This window comes from Thiorhodococcus minor (assembly GCF_010820565.1).
In the GTDB taxonomy this organism is placed as follows: Bacteria; Pseudomonadota; Gammaproteobacteria; order Chromatiales; family Chromatiaceae; genus Thiorhodococcus; species Thiorhodococcus minor.
This window is the reverse complement of the sequence record NZ_JAAIJQ010000039.1, coordinates 1-16754: the sequence shown is the minus strand read 5'-3', so window position 1 is coordinate 16754 and position 16754 is coordinate 1. Positions and strand designations below refer to the sequence as shown.

Below are 16754 nucleotides of genomic sequence, written 5' to 3'. Positions count from 1 at the left end.
ACCGAGACCGAATGGCACCGACCTGGAAGCCGACACTCCCAGCGCGAGAGCAACCTGCCCGGTTAGACCTGGCCGTAGAGCTCACGGGCACCGAGCCAGCGAGCGATCAGGGGATCGACCGCCTCCGGGTGGTGCTCCAGGATGCGATCGGCCGCGCGCTGTGCCGGCGCGGTCAGCCGCTGATCACGGACGGGATCCGCCACGCGAAATTGAATCGCGCCGGTCTGGCGCGTCCCAAGCACCTCGCCGGCACCACGGATCGCAAGGTCTCTCTCGGCGATCTCGAACCCGCTGGTCGAGGCGCGGATGATACCGAGGCGCTCGCGCGCAATCTGCGACAGTGGGGCGTGATAGAGCAGGAGGCAATGGCTCTCCACGGCACCGCGTCCGACGCGCCCGCGCAATTGGTGGAGCTGGGCGAGCCCCAAACGCTCGGGGTTCTCGATGATCATGAGGCTCGCGTTCGGGACGTCGACGCCGACCTCGATCACCGTCGTCGCCACCAGCAGATCCAGCTCACCGGCGGCGAAGTCCGCCATGACTGCATCGCGCTCCGTCGCCTTGAGCCGCCCGTGCACCAGCCCGACCCTGAGGCCAGGCAAGCCTTCGCGGAGCTGCCGGGCCGTCTCCTCCGCGGCCTGACACTCCAGGGCCTCCGACTCCTCGATCAGGGTACAGACCCAGTAGGCCTGCCGCCCCTGCCGGCAGGCCAGCATGACGCGCTCGACGACCTCGTCCCTGCGCGTGTCCGGCACCGCGATGGTGGTGATTGGGCTGCGCCCGGGCGGTAGCGCGTCGATGACAGAGAGATCGAGGTCCGCGTAAAGGGTCATTGCCAAGGAGCGCGGGATGGGCGTCGCGGTCATGATGAGCTGGTGCGGCGCGGCACCCTCGCCATCACGCTTCTCGCGCAGCTTCATGCGCTGATGCACGCCGAAGCGGTGCTGCTCGTCGATGATGGCGAGCCCGAGATCCTGGAAGACGACCTCATCCTGGAAGAGCGCATGGGTCCCGACGACGAGCCGAGCCGCCCCCGAGGCGATGGCCTCCAGCCGCTCCGCGCGCTCCTGCCCCTTGTGGCGACCGGCAAGCCAAAGCGGCTCGATGCCCAATGGCAGGAGCCATGCCCTGAGATTGCGCAGGTGCTGCTCGGAGAGCAGCTCGGTCGGCGCCATCAGGGCGACCTGGAAACCGGCCTCCAGCGCCTGCAGCGCGGCGAGCGCGGCCACGACCGTCTTCCCTGAGCCGACATCGCCCTGGAGCAGGCGCTGCATGGGGCGAGGCCGCGCCATATCCGCGGCGATCTCCCGCACGACACGCCCCTGCGCCTCGGTCAATTCGAATGGCAGGGCCGCGCGCAGCCGCGCGCGCAGGCGGCCATCGCCTTCCAGGATCGGCGCCGAGATGCGCTGCTGCGCGAGCCGAAGCCGCCGCAGACTGACCTGATGCGCGGTCAGCTCCTCGAAGGCAAGCCGCACGAAGGCCGGATGACGCCGCTCGAGCAAGTCCTCCAGGCTCGCCTCGAGCGGCGGGCGATGGAGGTCGCGCAGCGCCTCGCAGAGGCCGGGCAGGCCCTGCGGTCCGATCACCGCGCGCGGCAGCAGATCGAGCGGGCGCAGGCGCTCCATGAGCGCGAGCGCCTGCTCGATCAGGCCACGCCAGGTCGCCTGCTGCAGGCCCTCGGTCGACGGATAGATGGGCGTCAAGCCAGGCTCGGCCTCATCGCCATCCTCAGACTGGACCCGATATTCCGGGTGAATCATCTCGAGCGAGACAGGGCCTTGCCGGACCTCGCCATAGCAGCGCAGCAGCGTCCCGGACTGCAGCGCGGCGGCTTGCTGCCGGGAGAAGTGGAAGAAGCGCAGCAGGATCCGCCCTCCCCCTGCGTCGACCAGAGATACCTTGAGCGAGCGACGGCGCCCCATGGCGATGCTGGCATCCTCGACGAAGCCCTGGATCAAGGCCTCGCTGCCCAGGCGCAGATCCGCGATGGGGGTCAGGCGTGAGCGGTCCTGATAGCGGATCGGCAGATGGAAGAGGAGATCCTGAACGGAGCGGATACCGAGCTTCGCCAAACGCTCGGCAACCCGCGGACCAACGCGCTTGAGCGACTCGACCGGAAGCCCATCCAGTCCTGGCGTATCCGGCGCTGCTTGCGCCAACCCGTGTTGTGTCAAGGTTTTGGTCTTTGCTCTAATTCTGCGAACGGCCGCAACCGGCGCCGACCCGGCGGAGAGGAATCAGACACATGATCGTTCAGCACGGCTTGACGGTCCAGACACGTGGACGCGGGACCTATGACATCACCCGAGAGGTGCGCGAGCAGGTCCGCAGCGCCGGCATTCGTGCAGGGCTATGCCATGTCTTCGTCCAGCACACCAGCGCCTCGCTGGTCCTGTGCGAGAACGCCGACCCCACAGTCCGGCGCGATCTCGAGGCCTTCATGGCGCGTCTCATCCCGGATGGCGACCGGCTCTTCGACCATACCGACGAGGGGCCCGACGACATGCCCGCGCATCTGCGCGCCATCCTGACCAACATGGACCTCACGGTCCCGGTGCGTGATGGCGACTGCGTGCTCGGGACCTGGCAGGGCATCTATCTCTACGAGCATCGCGCGCACCCGCATCAGCGCCGGATCATGCTGACGATCACGGGTGAATAGGCCGCTCGTACCGCGTTTCACCCTAGGTGATTTCCGGGAAACAGATTCCCCGTAGACAGATTCCCCGTAGGATGGGCAAAGCGCAGCGTGCCCATCGACCAGGCGCCTAAGCGACCTGGGTGGACACGCCCCACAAAGGTCTTCCCCATGCGCGCCGGCGTGCCAGGGGCTTTGCCCATCCTCTGGAGGCGCTGTCTGGGTAGGATCATTTCAGGAAATCACCTTAGGCGATTTCTCGAGCTCTTCCTACCAGCCTTTCACACTCAGGAAATGCGTGACGGGATGGGGGCAGGATGCTCTCCGCCAGTCATTTTCCCCGCCTACGCCCCAGGATCGCCCGCAAGCGGGCTCCTACGGCGCCGTCTTCGTAGGAGCCCGCTTGCTAGCGGCTCGAGGACAGCCGCACGCCACTGGACCCTCCCTTACGCGCACGGATCGCCTGCGCCAATTGGTGAACCGCCATGGCGTAATAGGTGCTGTGGTTGTAGCGCGTGATGACGTAGAAGTTCTTCAAGCCGATCCAGTATTCGTAGCCGCCGCGCGCGTCCAGCCTCAATAGGCTCAACCGGCCGGAGCGTCCCGGCGAGGCGACAGGTGAAATACCCTGGCTCTCCAGCTCGCGGAGCGAATAGTCGGACTTGTAGCCAGCTTTCATCACCTTGGCGGTCGTCGGCGAGGCGACCCGCGCACGCACGGCGACCGCCTCGCCGGGCTGCCAGCCATGTCGCACGAAATAGTTGGCCACGCTCCCGATGGCGTCGCCTGGGCTCCAGAGGTCACGATGACCGTCTCCCGTGTGATCTACGGCATAGTCGCGGAAGCTCGACGGCATGAACTGACAGAGCCCCATGGCGCCCGCGAAAGACCCCCGCGGCGCGAAAGGATCCAGTCGCTCGTCCCGCGTCATGATGAGGTAGCTCTCGAGCTCGCCCGTGAAGTAATCGGCCCGGCGCGGATAGGCGAACGCCAGGGTCGCCAGGGCATCGACGATCCGGGTCTTGCCCACGAAGCCCCCATAGCGCGTCTCGACGCCGATGATGGCGACGATGTATTCGGCCGGGACGCCGTAGCGTCTCGCCGCGCGGTCGAGTGCCGCCTCGTTGCGGCGCCAGAAGCTCACCCCCTTGGCGATGGAATCGTCCGTCAGGAACTTCGCGCGATAGCGTGTCCAGGCGCCCGTGGGGCCCTTCTTGCGGCTGGGCGCCTGACGATCCATGAGGTCGATGATCGACTGCTTGCGCTGGGCGCCCGAGATGATCGCGGCGGTTTGGCTCGGGGGAAATCCATGGCGCTCCATGCGCCGAATGAAGGCACTGACGCCAGGCGCTCCCGAAAAATCGCCACTGACACGCGAAGTCGCCGACGCCGGGATGGCGCGGTAGGCGTATTCGGGGGCGTCCCTGGTGGTGGAGGATCCGCAGCCGGCGAGGACCAGGAGCGAGCCGAGGACGAGCAAGGTCGAAAGGATGCGCATGAAGAGACCGCCAAGTCGTTGAGTGCTTGGCTCGGCATTCTAGGACAACAGCTCAAGAACGCAAACCAAGCTGCTCATTTACCTAGAGGTTTCCCGCACCCGGCAACCTCCCACTGGCGAGGGTTTTCCGGGTAGAGCCGGCATGTTGGGCCTCGTACCTCAGCCCAACCTTCTGCGCAGAATTTCTCTACAGTCTCGGTCTCGCAGCGCAGTCCACCAGCACCGGAGCGGGATTCGGTGGGCTTCGCTCTCGCTCGTCCACCCTCAGGGTCCGACTGACGACCCGGCACTTCTGCCCCGGTCAGTCGTCGAGCACCATGAGGGCATCCATCTCGACGCGCGCCCCCTTTGGCAATGCCGCCACGCCGATCGCCGCTCGCGCCGGATAGGGCTCCTGAAAATAGTCGGCCATCACCTGATTGACGAGTGCGAAGTCGTTCAGATCTGTGAGAAAGACATTCAGCTTGACGATGTCCGCAAGTCCCCCGTTCGCCGCTTGGGCCACTGCCTTGAGGTTGTCGAAGACGCGCCGAATCTGCGCCTCCATGTCGCCCTGCACCAGCTCCATGGTCTCGGGCACCAGGGGGATCTGGCCCGAAAGGTAGACGGTATCGCCAGCCCGGACGGCCTGCGAGTAGGTCCCGATGGCGCGCGGGGCCTGGTCGGTGCGAATGATCTGCTTTGTCATGGCCTGTTGCTCCTTGGTTATGGCGGGCGGGCTCGACGAGAATCGGCCGAGTCGCGCGGACAGAAACCCGCTTGAGAAGGCTCAGGACGCCAGGGCAGCGTCACAATCAGCCGAAGATGCGCCGCCACCAGCGCTGGCGACCCCTCGGCGGCCGGGTCGCTGGGAGATCGCACGGCGGCAGCAGGCTCATCACCCAGCCGGGCAATGGGGGATTGTCGCTGAAGCCGCAGGACACGCCCAGGTTGTTGGGGTCGTAGATCTTGATCAGGCGCGGCGCGCACGGATCGTCGGCGTAGACGATGCCGCAATAATCTTCGTCATGCTCGGCCCGCAGCAAGGCATCGATCTCGGCGACGAAGGCCAGCACCTGATCGCGCTCCGCCGGCGCGCTCGGCGGCAGCTCGCCGACCGCATAGAGATACCATCCGGCATCCGCTCGCGCGCGCACGCCCTCCCACAAGGCATCGAGCTGGGGCCAGCGCAGCGCCGAGGTAAAGCTGCCGCGGAAGGCTTGGAGAAAGGGATCTGGGCGCTCGGGCGCGGCAGTCATGGCTCGAAACTGAGGACGGGCTCAAGCTACAGTGGACATGAGTCGATATAATCCCAGCCTTGTCGACACCGGATCAACCTCAATGTCTGCCCTGTACGAATCAAGCATCAAGAGTCTCCCCCTGATCACCCGCGGCAAGGTCCGCGACATCTACCAGGTCGGCAGCGACCATCTGCTCGTCGTCACCAGCGACCGACTCTCGGCGTTCGATGTCGTGCTCCCGCAGCCGATTCCTGGCAAGGGGGAAGTATTGACCCGGCTCTCCAAATTCTGGTTCGACCGCACCCAATCGCTGATCCCCAACCATGTCGCGGACGTCCCCGTCGCGGCCGTGGTCACGGATGCGGCCGAGCTCGCGCAGATCGGCGAGCGCGGGATGGTCGTTCGCCGCTTCGCCCCGCTGCCCGTCGAGGCCATCGTGCGCGGCTACTTGATCGGCTCCGGCTGGAAGGACTACCAGCGCACTGGCGCCGTATGCGGCATCGCCCTGCCCAAGGGGCTGCGGCAGGCCGACCAGCTCCCGGAGCCGATCTTCACGCCCTCGACCAAGGCGGATATCGGCGCCCACGACGAGAACATCGACTTCGCCAGGACCGTCGACCTGATCGGCGCCGAGCTCGCGGAGCGCGTGCGCGCCGTGAGTCTTGCCATCTACAGGGACTGCGCCGCCTATGCCCGCGAGCGCGGCATCATCATCGCCGATACCAAGCTCGAATTCGGCTTGGACGACCGAGGCCGGCTGCATCTCATCGACGAGGTACTGACGCCGGACTCCTCGCGCTTCTGGCCCGCCGACCAGTACGCACCTGGAACCAGCCCACCCAGCTTCGACAAGCAGTTCGTACGCGACTATCTGGAGACGCTGGACTGGGACAAGACACCACCTGGCCCGGAGCTGCCGCAGGCGATCATCGACCGCACCGCGGCCAAGTACCGCGAGGCCGAGCAAAGGCTCACCGCCCCGTCATGAGCCAAGACACGCCGCCGGGTCGATCCGGACCGACCGACCTCGCGCCTCCGAATACGGAACATCGGATGCGCTTGACAGACATGGCTCCGGGGATGCGTCTCGCCAAGGATGTCTATGACCCCAACGGCAACGTCCTCATGCGCTCGGGGACCGTCGTCACGGAGCGCCTCGTCAAGGCCCTGCGCTCCTGGGGAATCGACGAGGTCACCATCGAGGCCGACGCCGAGGACGCCGCGAGCGCGATGCTCGACCCCAAGACCGCGGCCGAGATCCGCGCCCTGCTCGATCAGCAGTTCAGCCTGAGCAACCGCGATCACCCCGTGATTCAGGCGCTGTACGGCCTCTGTCTCGAGCGCGCTCTGGGCAATCGGTAGGCGGCGCGCATGATGGAGACCAAGGGGGATCTTCTCGAACGCCTGGACGAGCTGCCCAGTCTCCCCGCGGTCTACCATCGGGTGCGCCAAACCTTGGAGAATCCCGACGGCTCTCTCGAGACCGTCGCGGCGATCATCGAGGCGGATCCCGCTCTCGCCGCCCGTCTGCTGCGCGTCGCCAACAGCGCCCTCTACGGGCTAGCCACCAAGGTCGACACTGTGCTGCGGGCCCTGACCATCATCGGCGCCGCGGAGACGCACAACCTGGTGCTCGCGACCACGCTCGTCTCGGTCTTCCGCGACCTCCCGCTCGGCGCCGTCTCCATGCGCTCGTTCTGGGAGCACAGCATCGCCTGCGGCGTCGCGGCACGCGTGATCGCCCGGGTCGGCGGACGCGCCAGCCCGGACCGCGCCTATCTCGCCGGGCTCCTCCACGACATCGGACGCCTCCCGCTCTACATCCTGGAGCCGCACATCATGGGCGCCGCGCTTCAGGCCCACCGCGACCGTCAGGGTCACCTGTTCGACCTGGAGCAGCAGTTCTTCGGCAGCTCGCATGCGGAGATCGGCGCGGCCCTGCTGCGCGGCTGGGCGATTCCGGAGGTGTTCTGCGCGGCGGCCGCGCACCACCACAGGCCAGCCCTGGCGGAGCACCCCGCCCCCGAGATCGCCGTCACCCATGTCGCCGATCTCGTCGCCAACAGTCTGAGAATCGGCACCAGCGGCGCCCGCTGGACGCCAATCCTGGACGATCTGGCCTGGCGGGCGACGGGCCTCGAGACAGCACAGCTTCGCGCCGTGGTCGAGACCACCATTGCCACCACGCGGGATGTGACATCCGCCTTCCTGGAGCACTGAATGAACTTGGCCCTGCATCCGCGACTCCTCAGTCCCGCCGAGACCACGGGCGAGCTGTCGAAAGGCGGCGCGGCGACCCTCTTCCCGCTGGCGCTCGACGTGCTGCGCGAGGCGATGGCACAGCTCCCCGCCTGCCGCACCTTGACCGAGCTCTTCAGTGTCCTCAACGCCTGCTCGCGTACCCTGGTACCGACGGCGAAGACCGCCACCCTGCTGCGTCAGCCGGACGCCTGTTTCGAGCTGGTCCAATGCTCGCCGCGCGCCCTCGAGGCGGAGCTGCGCGAACAGGCCGATGCCATGATCGAGTCCGGCCATTTCGCCCAGGCGCTCAAGCAAGGCCTTTGCTACCATCGCGAGCGCCCGGATCGAGCCAGCCTCTTGCTGCGCATCGCAACGCCGCGCCGCATCTATGGCGTCGCGCTCTGGACCAGCCATCACATCCCGGAAGACGCTCGCCAGGCCCTGGGGGCGCTCACGGATCTGGCCGCCATGAGCCTCGAGCGTTTCCAGGGTGGGGCCGAGAGCTTTCTCGTGCAGACCCACACGGACCGGCCAAGTGTCGGCGGTATCAGCATCGCGGAAGACGTCGCCATTCCAGCCGACCAGCTCACCGGGCTTGCGCATCGCACGCACTTCATTCGCTTTCTGCAACGAGCCCTCGAGCAGCGCACGCCGAGCACTAGCGTCGGCACCCTCCTCTTGGACATCGACGGCTTCCACCGCGTCAATCGCGAGCTGGGCTGCGACATGGGCGACCAAATCCTGCGCGATGTCGCCCTGCGGCTGGACAGCGCCCTGCGCTCACGGCTGTTCTTCGAGACCCTGGGAATCGCCGAGTGCGATCTGTGCTTTTCCCGCACCGGGGCGGACGAGTTCGGCCTGGCGATCGCGCGCCTGCGGACCCCGCAGCACCTCGACGAGATCGCCGCACATCTGCACAGCCACGTCGCCGAAGGCTTCTTGCAGGGCGGCTCGCGACTGCATCTCTCCCTAAGCATTGGGCTGGCCGACTCTGGCCAAGACGCGGACGCCTCCTCGCCCCAAGCCTTGCTGCGCAACGCGGACACGGCGCTCAAGAAGGCCAAGCTGAGCGGGCGCAACAAGCATGCCATCTATACGCCGGACTGGGACGAGAGCGGCTCGCCCCATCTGCGCACCGAATCCCTGCTCCAGGAAGCCCTGCGCCAGGACAGATTCTCGCTGCACTACCAGCCACTCTTCGGTTTGACGGACATGCGGCTCGTCGGCGCCGAGGTCCTGCTGCGGCTCGACATGACGGACGGCTCCCCCATCCCACCCTCCAAATTCATTCCCGTCGCCGAGAGCACGGGACAAATCGCCGAGATCGGCGAGTGGGTCACGCGCCAGGTCTGCCATCAGATTCGCGCCTGGGACGCCCTCGGCTACGCGCGCATCCCCTTTTCCATCAATGTCTCGGGGATCGAGCTCAGCCTGCCCAGGCTGACCGAGCGCTTCGCGCGCATCTTGGCGGCCGAGCAGGTGCCCCACCGGCGCATCCATGTCGAGATCACGGAGACCGCCATCGCACGCAACGAGAAGCAAGCACTGGCCAACATTCGCGAGCTGCGCGAGGCGGGCTTCGAGGTCTGGATCGACGACTTCGGCACCGGCTACTCCTCCCTCAAGTCCCTCAAGAACTTTCCGATCTCCGGCATCAAGCTGGACCGCGAGTTCGTCAAGGATCTGGTCGGAGACTTGGCCGCGGAGGGCATCGCCATCTCCATTCTCGAGATGGCGCAGCGGCTGCGCTATCCGGTGATCGCAGAGGGTATCGAGACGGCCGCGCAGCTCGCCTTCCTGCGCGCCGAGGGCTGCGCCTCGGGGCAAGGCTTTCATCTCGGCCGCCCGGTGCCGACGGACGACTTCCAGAAGAGCTACTTCGCGCAGACCGAAGCGGACTCTGGGCAGTCTGCCTGAGCTACTTCCCGGCCAGCCGGGGTGCCGGCCTGAGCTTGTCGAGCAGATGCCCAAGGCCGAGAATGGGGTGGCGCAGCAGCATGCGCGGCCCGGCATAGCGCATCACCGCCTTGACCTGCTCACGCATCTTTCGACTGTAGCAGTGCACCTCGCAATGATTGCACGCGGGCTTGCCGGCTCCGAAGGGGCAGACCCCGAGCCGCCGATGCGCATAGTCGAGCAGGGTCTCACAGTCTTCGCAGAGCCTGCCCGCCCCATCGTGATGGTCCCGGCAATTGATCCGGGTCATGGCGCGGATAGTCCGCCGCTCCCTTCTGATTCGCGCTGGCAGGGTCGTCATGGAGGAGGTCTCATCAATCCGGGTGTGCCGTCGAGACTCTTGCACGGCGGGAAACGGCGCCTTGACCCGAGTCAAGTCAGGGCCTGAGCGACCCGAGCGTCCCGATTGAGACGGGACCGGGCTCGAGCCGCTCTTGCAGCTCACCGATCGCCAAGAGGGCATCTGGATCGAGAATGGTGAGCGTCGTGCCCTCCATCCGGATGACCTCCTGGGCGGTGAGCGACTTGATGACGCGCGAAAAGGTCTCCGGCTGGACCGACAGGCGGGAGGCCAAGACGCCCTTGCGCACATCGAGCGCGAGTGTTCGCTGCCCCGGCGCCAGCTTGGCGGCGAAGTAGCGCGCCACCCTGCTGGTGGCGGTATGCAGGGTGAGATCGTCGATCTCTCCGATCAGACCGCGCAGCCGCTGACTCAAGGCGCCGAGCAGGACGAAGCAGGTATCGACGGACTCGCGCAGCATCGCGGCGAAATCATTGGCATCGATCGCCAAGAGTCTGGAGGGCAGGAGCGCGGAGGCGCACACCGGATAGCGCGGGGCATTGAGGAACATCAGAGCCTCGGCGAAGGTCTGCCCCGGACTGACGATCTCGATCACCTTCTCGGCCCCCTCGGGCGAGAGCCGATAGAGCTGCATCTGGCCGGCAAGGAGCAGATAGAAGCGCTCTGCCGCATCCCCTTGGCTGAACAGCAGCTGCTCTGCGCTCAACGTCACCCGTTGCGCGTGCAGGGCGACCCGCTCGAGCTGGTCCGCTTCCAACCTGGATAGCAAGGGCGCACGGCGTAGCTCATCGATCATCTCTGCACTGACTCCTGGGAATATCCGCCGAGCGAAGGCAAGGCGCATCAAGGTCGCTATGCTATCTTAGCCACTGCCCCCGACAACGCGTGCGAAAGCGCGGATTTCGCTCGGCGAGCCGCGTCCACCCCACAGCTCGAGCCCGCCATGTCCGCAGGAGATGCGCCCCGCAGCGCTATCTGGCCCAGTGCCGATTACCACCGCCAGGTCGACCGCCTCCGGGCAGCCATCGGCAGCACCATTCACATTCTGGAGATCGAGGCCACGGACACCCATCTCTGCATCCGGCATCTGGGCAAGCCCTATGTCCTGCTGGACGTGCTCGAATTCCCCCGCCCCGATCCAGCACGCGGCATCGCCCCGCACCTCTTGCTGCTCGACGACGGACGCGGCGTCAACCTCGGACGGATTGCCCGCGTGAGCCTCGAGCGCGCCTTCGGCCCGTCACCAGATCAGATCCTCTACCAGGACGAAGAAGCCGCGAAAGGCTTGCTCTTCCGCGACCGTCAGCTCACCAAGGAGCGCATCGCGGAGCGCTCGAGAGCCATCGTCGGACAGATGCTCGGCAGGCCGATCGAGGAATCGGCGGAGCATCTGATCTCGGACGAGCAGCCCGCCGACAGCGACGATCCCCAAGCCCGCGACCGATGAGCCGGACAAAGAGCCCCAGCCGCCTGCGACCAGCGCTTGGGAATCGGCAGAGCCGGCGCATGTCAGACGCTCGATCCCTGGGAGCGCCGTCCTGGCGCGACATTGCCCACTTCAATCATCCTAAAAAGAGCATTTGAACCGCAAAGGCTCAAAGAGCACAAAGAAATCAAAAATGTTGTCCGCGAAGCAATGCCCCCAGAGGGTGAGGGTGCGACCAGAACTGATGCGTACCAGGCCCCCTGTAGGCTGGGGTGAGGGACGAACCCCAGCTTGGCGCCGACCGTGGATGCTGGGGTTCACTCTCGTTCACCCCAGCCTACGCCTGACATCGGTTGTGGTCGCACCCAGAGGGTGAAGCGACGCCCCAAAGCAAGCCTCTGTTTTTCTTTGTGTCCTTCGCGTCTTTGCGGTTCCAATTGCCGAATCTAGGATCATTTCAGTCGCGGCGGGGCGCCGCTCCCACGCGATACGCGCATGGCGACGCAGATGGAATCGCGCTTGATCAGAAGACGTTCGGAAACCGGCCAATCAGTGACGGCTGCCCGCGCTCTCTCGAATGGAGCAAGATGGAGGACAGAAGCGACAACTCACTCGGGCCTGCGCAGCTCATCCCATCGGGCCAGCCCACGAGTATCGCGTTTCACTCGAAGTTGCGATCCCGGCATTGATGTGGGCGCCACAGGTGCTGGGAGTGTCGGCCTCCAGGCCGACACCTGTTGACCTGGAGGCCGACACTCCCGGCGTCACGCCTTCCTGCAAGGATGAGAGGGAGCGCGTACTCGCCCATCCCGCACAAAAAACGCCGGCCCGCGCATCGCGGACCGGCGTCCATTACTCTAGCAGCTGCCAGAGCGCACGCGAGCGCTCGGGCTAGGCCTCCTGATGGTAGCCCAGGATGCGCTCGACCTCGTTCTTGGAGCCCAGGATGACCGGCACGCGCTGGTGCAGGGATTCCGGCTGAACGTCGAGGATGCGCTCACGCCCCGTAATGGCCCCACCGCCGGCCTGCTCGACGATCATGGACATGGGGTTCGCCTCATACAGCAGTCGCAGCTTACCGCCCTGCCCCTTCGCCTCCATCTTGGAGTCGAAGGGATACATGAAGACGCCACCGCGGGTCAGGATGCGATGGACCTCGGCGACCATGGACGCGATCCAGCGCATGTTGAAGTCCTCGCCGCGCGGACCCTCCTTGCCGTCGAGACACTCCTGGACGTAGCGCTTCACTGGCTCCTCCCAGAAGCGCATGTTCGACACATTGATCGCGAACTCGCGCGTGTCGGCGGGGACGGTCATGTTCGGATGCGTCAGAATGAACTCGCCGATGTTCTGGTCCAGCGTGAAGCCGTTCACGCCATTGCCCGTGGTCAGCACCATCATGGTCGAAGGCCCGTAGAGCGCGTATCCGGCGGCCACCTGCTGCACGCCGGCCTGCAAGAAATCGCGCTCGGTCGGCTCCTGAACACCGCCAGAGACCCGCAGGATGGAGAAGATGGTCCCCACGGAGACATTGACGTCGATGTTGGAGGAGCCGTCCAGCGGATCGAAAGTCAGCAGATACTTGCCGCGCGGGTACTTGGCCGGGATGGGATAGATCTCGTCCATCTCCTCGGAGGCCATGGCCGCCAAGTGGCCCGCCCACTCGTTCGACTTGATGAACACCTCGTTGGAAAGAACGTCGAGCTTCTTCTGCGTCTCCCCCTGCACGTTCTCGGTGCCCGCGCTCCCCAGCACTCCAACCAGGGCCCCGTGGTTGACCATGTTGCTCAACACCTTACAGGCCGTGACCACATCGTTGAGCAGCGACGTGAAATCGCCCGTCGCGCCCGCGATGTGGCGCTGCTCCTCGATGATGAACTGGGTAATCGTCGTACCGTTATGCATGTTGTCCTCGTCTCTTCAACTTGAGGTCGCGAACTGTTGAGATCGCTTTTGTTAAGCCAAGCCTGCAAGTATAGGCGCTCTGTAGAGCCCAACCAAACTCTAGCGAGGCTTCGCCTCAGACTGACGAGCCGTGAGGAATACTGCGCCGCAACAACTTGACTTACATGCAAGGGTCTTGGCCCTTCAAGGAACCTAGTCGCAACTTACCGACCAAAACCGGGCCCCAGGCTCGCCTCGCAAATGTGCGCCAAGTCTCGGTCCAAGGAGAGCATATCGCCTAGGCTCATCACCTAGAGCGTCCAGCGGCTGAGCCGACGGGTTTCGCACACAGAATTTCGACGCGTAACAGGGCCGAACGCAACACGCCTGGTGCTGCGCTGTTCACTAGCGTGGCTCTTGCAAGCTAGTCGAGCCGGCTCACGCTGAGGATCCTGCGTGCGCACCGCACACGGCAAGAGATTCCAGGCACCATGCCGTCAAGCGAACGCAGACACAGAAACAACCCGCAGACTAGGCTCTGCGGGTGCGCCCAAGAGTGAAGACAACACAGATGCAAGACCGGATCAGAACGTCACTGACGAGCTTCTCAGTACCGTCAGGAGCTAAGCAAGCAACCCACGCGCTAGCCGGCTTCACACTGATCGAGCTCCTCATCTCGATCGCAATGCTGTCCATTCTCTTGACCGTTGCCGTTCCTAGCTTCACGGAGCTCGTCAAAAATAACCGGATGTCTTCAAATACGAACGAACTACTCGCAGCGCTTCAATACGCACGCTCGGAAGCTGTGACTCGAAAATCTGCGGTTGCCATCTGTACGAGCAATACAGGCATGGAGTCTGATAATCCCGCCTGCATCGACACTGTCAACTGGCACAGTGGATGGATCATTTTCGTTGACGCGAACAACGACGGTTCTCGCGACACGAGTTCGGGAACTGGGGAAATACTTCTGCATGTCCGCGAAGCGCTTGATGGCGGTGATGTTACGGCCGTTGGAGAAACCGCGATCGCGCACGGGATACGCTTTTTTTCAGACGGCACGGCAAGCTCCGGTGGCAGAATCAGTGTTTGCGATAACCGAGGAACATCAAAGAGCAAGACCGTCAGTGTTGAGCGCTACACCGGCCGCACCTTCGCCGAAAGCGGCACAGGATCCTGCCCATGATCAATTCCGCCTGTATCGGAGCATCACGGCATGCCGGCGCAGAGAAACGCGCACGCCAGCAGCTCGGCATGACTCTTATAGAAGTGCTTGTCGCAGCAATCGTGATGGGATTCGGACTTCTGGGGGTTGCCGCACTTCAACTTTCTACCTCAAAGATCAGCACCGAGTCGCTCTCACGCTCTCAGGTTGTGATGCTAGCCGAGTTCATCGCCGATAGGATCCGTGCCAATACCGCAGGAGCAGCTAGTTATGACGGCCTTTCCTGCGACGCCTCAGGCTGCAACCGAACTACAACGGCTACATGCGACACAAGCTCCTGCTCCTCGAGTGAAATCGCGGCCAAGGATGCTGAACAGTGGCAAGAAGAGCTCGCGGGAAGCGCTTCTCACTTAAGCGCGGTTACGGGCACTCTTGCACTAGACGCAAATAACATATGGACAATACGAATATTCTGGAACGATAGCAGGATGTACGGTGAAGACGCACTGAATCGCCATTCGGCATCTGATCTCAACTGCACACCTCAAAGCGTCTCGAATAAGGATTCACTGCAGTGTTATCAGATCCGATTAGTACCCTAGACCAATCAATTTTTCAATGAGATGCCTAAGACAACTCCACTTGTGAAAGCTCGCGGATTCTCAATCGTCGAGCTTCTCGTTGCCATGACGATCGGCCTCTTCTTGGTCGGTGGTGCGATTCAGATACTCACCCAGGGCAAACACGCCTACAACCTCATCTCAGAGACACTCAACATCCAGGAGTCCGCTCGATTTGCCTCACGCCGAATCGGAAATCTACTGCGCATGGCAGGTCATCGTGGCGGCGTTCTCATGACTCAGGTCGATCACAACTTCAGCTCATTGACAGGCGACGGCGTTTGCGAGAGCAAATGGCTTGTCGACAACTTCGCCGATGAACCGGTGCGCGCCTACGAAAATGGCACGGGAATCGTTGACACCGGCCAATGTGCCACACAGGGCATCACTGACGTAAACCATGTCGACAATACTGATGTACTCGTAGTTCGGCATAGCGAAGCTAAGCACGAATCAAACCCAGGAAACACCGACAACCAGAACAGGATTTTTGTCTACACCATAGTCAGCCTTGGAGCAAAAATCGGGCTAGGAAGCGACATAGCAACTGACTGGTCCACCTTCTCTGGGCAGCCAGAGAAGGTCTATGGGCGCTTCGTTTACCCCTACTATACGGATGTCTACTTCGTCAGACCCTGGACACGCAACGCGTCCGAGACTCCAGCCATACCGGCCCTAGTGCGGCAGCGAATGGACGGAAGCTCGGTTGAAACCGAGGTCATGGTCTCTGGTATCGAACTGCTCAAGGTAGAGCTCGGAGTCGACTCCAACGACGATTCTCAGGTCGACAAATATCTTGCTCCGTCAGCTGTTACTAGTTCGGAATGGTCAGATGTCATGCTTGCCAGAGTCGCCATAGTGGCACGTAGCATGAGCCGGGACCAGATCGAAGACACAAATACTTACATCCTGCTTCCCGGAGAAAACGAGTACTCTTACACGCCTTCGACCAGCGTCACTCACTTCTCACGAATGCTCTTCGAGGTAAGCATCAACCTACGCAACACTGTGCCGATCCGAACGGCCGGTTAGGAGCAGCGGGTATGACTCATTCCCATTCGCCGCATAGATCCCGTGGTGTAGCGCTTATCGTTGTGCTGATCTTCCTCGTCGTCCTCACTCTTGTCGCGATCACGGTGACAAAGCGAAGCGGCACCGACATGAAAATAAGCACAAATCAGGCCTACGAGTTTCGCGCTTTCAGCAGCTCCGAGTCCGCCCGAGCCATGGTGCGCAGACTTCTGGTTGATCACGCGGACAATGACGGCGTCTGGACAGGCGTCACCTTCCCAACCGGAGTATCGAGCACATCTGCAGGCGCGAATCTTCTCGCCAATTCTGAGCAGTCTAGCTTGACGCCTGACCAAATGATGTCGGTATTGCAGGACTTGAATCATTGCGACCTGTCCTCCCTCGACACGGACTTACAGGTCCGGTACGACGGTGACACAACCGACTCGACCACCGACGGGACTGCTGAGTCCGACATATTCGCCGACATCAAGGTCGTGAAACTTTCACTCGCCGGCCTTACACCCGGGACCGGAGGAGCCCAGGTCGAAGGTTACTCCGGAATCGGGCAAGGCGCGGCCTCCGCCGGCGCCGGTTACATCTACTTCGATATCCGCAGTATCGGGCACTACGGGGATGCCAGGGCGGTTACTGCCGCAGATTTTCGAATTCGAAGGTAGCGTCTTGCCTTCGTGATTTGTCCAGCCAACTTCTTGGCTCTCCCGTTTGCTCTGGGGTTGTGATATCTTTAAAATCAATGGCTTGCCTGCTGCTTTCCGCTAGAACCCTAT

General features: G+C 63.5%; 17 protein-coding genes. 10 read left to right on the top strand and 7 right to left on the bottom strand.

The features are described from left to right. Positions 1–62 precede the first annotated feature (62 nt). The gene (recG, locus tag G3446_RS13925; RefSeq protein ID WP_245232499.1) at positions 63–2177 is read right to left on the bottom strand and encodes an ATP-dependent DNA helicase RecG; all 2115 of its coding nucleotides are present in this window, start codon (positions 2175–2177) and stop codon (positions 63–65) included. A gap of 71 nt (positions 2178–2248) precedes the next feature. Here recG and G3446_RS13920 point away from each other — a divergent pair, with 71 nt between their 5' ends. Further along, on the top strand, positions 2249–2665 hold the full coding sequence (locus G3446_RS13920; protein WP_164453438.1) for a secondary thiamine-phosphate synthase enzyme YjbQ: 417 nt from the start codon (positions 2249–2251) through the stop codon (positions 2663–2665). Between the two features lie 382 nt (positions 2666–3047). Here the strand turns inward: G3446_RS13920 and mltB are convergent, their stop codons facing one another. The 3 genes from mltB to G3446_RS13905 form a co-directional block, all read right to left on the bottom strand. Then, a complete protein-coding gene (gene mltB, locus G3446_RS13915) occupies positions 3048–4139 on the bottom strand; it encodes a lytic murein transglycosylase B (protein ID WP_164453437.1) in 1092 nt (363 codons plus the stop codon). A gap of 301 nt (positions 4140–4440) precedes the next feature. Continuing rightward, positions 4441–4827: a RidA family protein gene (locus G3446_RS13910; protein WP_164453436.1), complete on the bottom strand. Its 387-nt coding sequence runs from the start codon at positions 4825–4827 to the stop codon at positions 4441–4443. A gap of 106 nt (positions 4828–4933) precedes the next feature. After that, positions 4934–5377: a hypothetical protein gene (locus G3446_RS13905; protein ID WP_164453435.1), complete on the bottom strand. Its 444-nt coding sequence runs from the start codon at positions 5375–5377 to the stop codon at positions 4934–4936. Between the two features lie 82 nt (positions 5378–5459). Here G3446_RS13905 and G3446_RS13900 point away from each other — a divergent pair, with 82 nt between their 5' ends. The 4 genes from G3446_RS13900 (at position 5460) to G3446_RS13885 (ending at position 9517) form a co-directional block, all read left to right on the top strand. After that, complete coding sequence (locus G3446_RS13900) at positions 5460–6347, top strand: phosphoribosylaminoimidazolesuccinocarboxamide synthase (RefSeq protein WP_164453434.1); 888 nt, start codon at positions 5460–5462, stop codon at positions 6345–6347. A 65-nt stretch (positions 6348–6412) separates the two neighbouring features. Next, the gene (locus G3446_RS13895) at positions 6413–6721 is read left to right on the top strand and encodes a hypothetical protein (RefSeq protein WP_164453433.1); all 309 of its coding nucleotides are present in this window, start codon (positions 6413–6415) and stop codon (positions 6719–6721) included. Between the two features lie 9 nt (positions 6722–6730). Then, positions 6731–7579 carry an HDOD domain-containing protein gene (locus tag G3446_RS13890; protein ID WP_245232498.1) on the top strand — a complete coding sequence of 283 codons (849 nt, stop codon included), beginning with the start codon at positions 6731–6733 and terminating at the stop codon, positions 7577–7579. Further along, the gene (locus G3446_RS13885; RefSeq protein ID WP_164453432.1) at positions 7580–9517 is read left to right on the top strand and encodes a putative bifunctional diguanylate cyclase/phosphodiesterase; all 1938 of its coding nucleotides are present in this window, start codon (positions 7580–7582) and stop codon (positions 9515–9517) included. Between the two features lies 1 nt (position 9518). Here G3446_RS13885 and G3446_RS13880 read toward each other — a convergent pair whose 3' ends face one another. Continuing rightward, complete coding sequence (locus tag G3446_RS13880) at positions 9519–9857, bottom strand: nitrous oxide-stimulated promoter family protein (protein ID WP_164453431.1); 339 nt, start codon at positions 9855–9857, stop codon at positions 9519–9521. Between the two features lie 76 nt (positions 9858–9933). Then, a complete protein-coding gene (locus G3446_RS13875) occupies positions 9934–10653 on the bottom strand; it encodes a Crp/Fnr family transcriptional regulator (RefSeq protein WP_164453430.1) in 720 nt (239 codons plus the stop codon). 147 nt (positions 10654–10800) lie between these two features. Here G3446_RS13875 and G3446_RS13870 point away from each other — a divergent pair, with 147 nt between their 5' ends. Continuing rightward, positions 10801–11304: a hypothetical protein gene (locus G3446_RS13870; RefSeq protein WP_209262416.1), complete on the top strand. Its 504-nt coding sequence runs from the start codon at positions 10801–10803 to the stop codon at positions 11302–11304. An 870-nt stretch (positions 11305–12174) separates the two neighbouring features. Here G3446_RS13870 and G3446_RS13865 read toward each other — a convergent pair. After that, a complete protein-coding gene (locus G3446_RS13865; RefSeq protein ID WP_164453429.1) occupies positions 12175–13188 on the bottom strand; it encodes a class 1 fructose-bisphosphatase in 1014 nt (337 codons plus the stop codon). Between the two features lie 550 nt (positions 13189–13738). Here G3446_RS13865 and G3446_RS13860 point away from each other — a divergent pair. From G3446_RS13860 to G3446_RS13845, 4 genes are read left to right on the top strand one after another with little or no spacing between them, the layout of a single operon-like run. Further along, entirely contained in the window at positions 13739–14353 is a 615-nt protein-coding gene (locus G3446_RS13860; protein ID WP_164453428.1) for a GspH/FimT family pseudopilin, read from the top strand. Next, positions 14350–14934 carry a type IV pilus modification protein PilV gene (gene pilV / locus G3446_RS29170; protein WP_164453427.1) on the top strand — a complete coding sequence of 195 codons (585 nt, stop codon included), beginning with the start codon at positions 14350–14352 and terminating at the stop codon, positions 14932–14934. The genes G3446_RS13860 and pilV overlap by 4 nt, the downstream gene beginning before the upstream one ends. Before the next feature lie 21 nt (positions 14935–14955). Beyond that, the gene (locus G3446_RS13850; RefSeq protein ID WP_164453466.1) at positions 14956–15984 is read left to right on the top strand and encodes a PilW family protein; all 1029 of its coding nucleotides are present in this window, start codon (positions 14956–14958) and stop codon (positions 15982–15984) included. Positions 15985–15995: 11 nt separating this feature from the next. Beyond that, a complete protein-coding gene (locus G3446_RS13845) occupies positions 15996–16643 on the top strand; it encodes a pilus assembly PilX family protein (protein WP_280818825.1) in 648 nt (215 codons plus the stop codon). Positions 16644–16754: the final 111 nt, after the last annotated feature.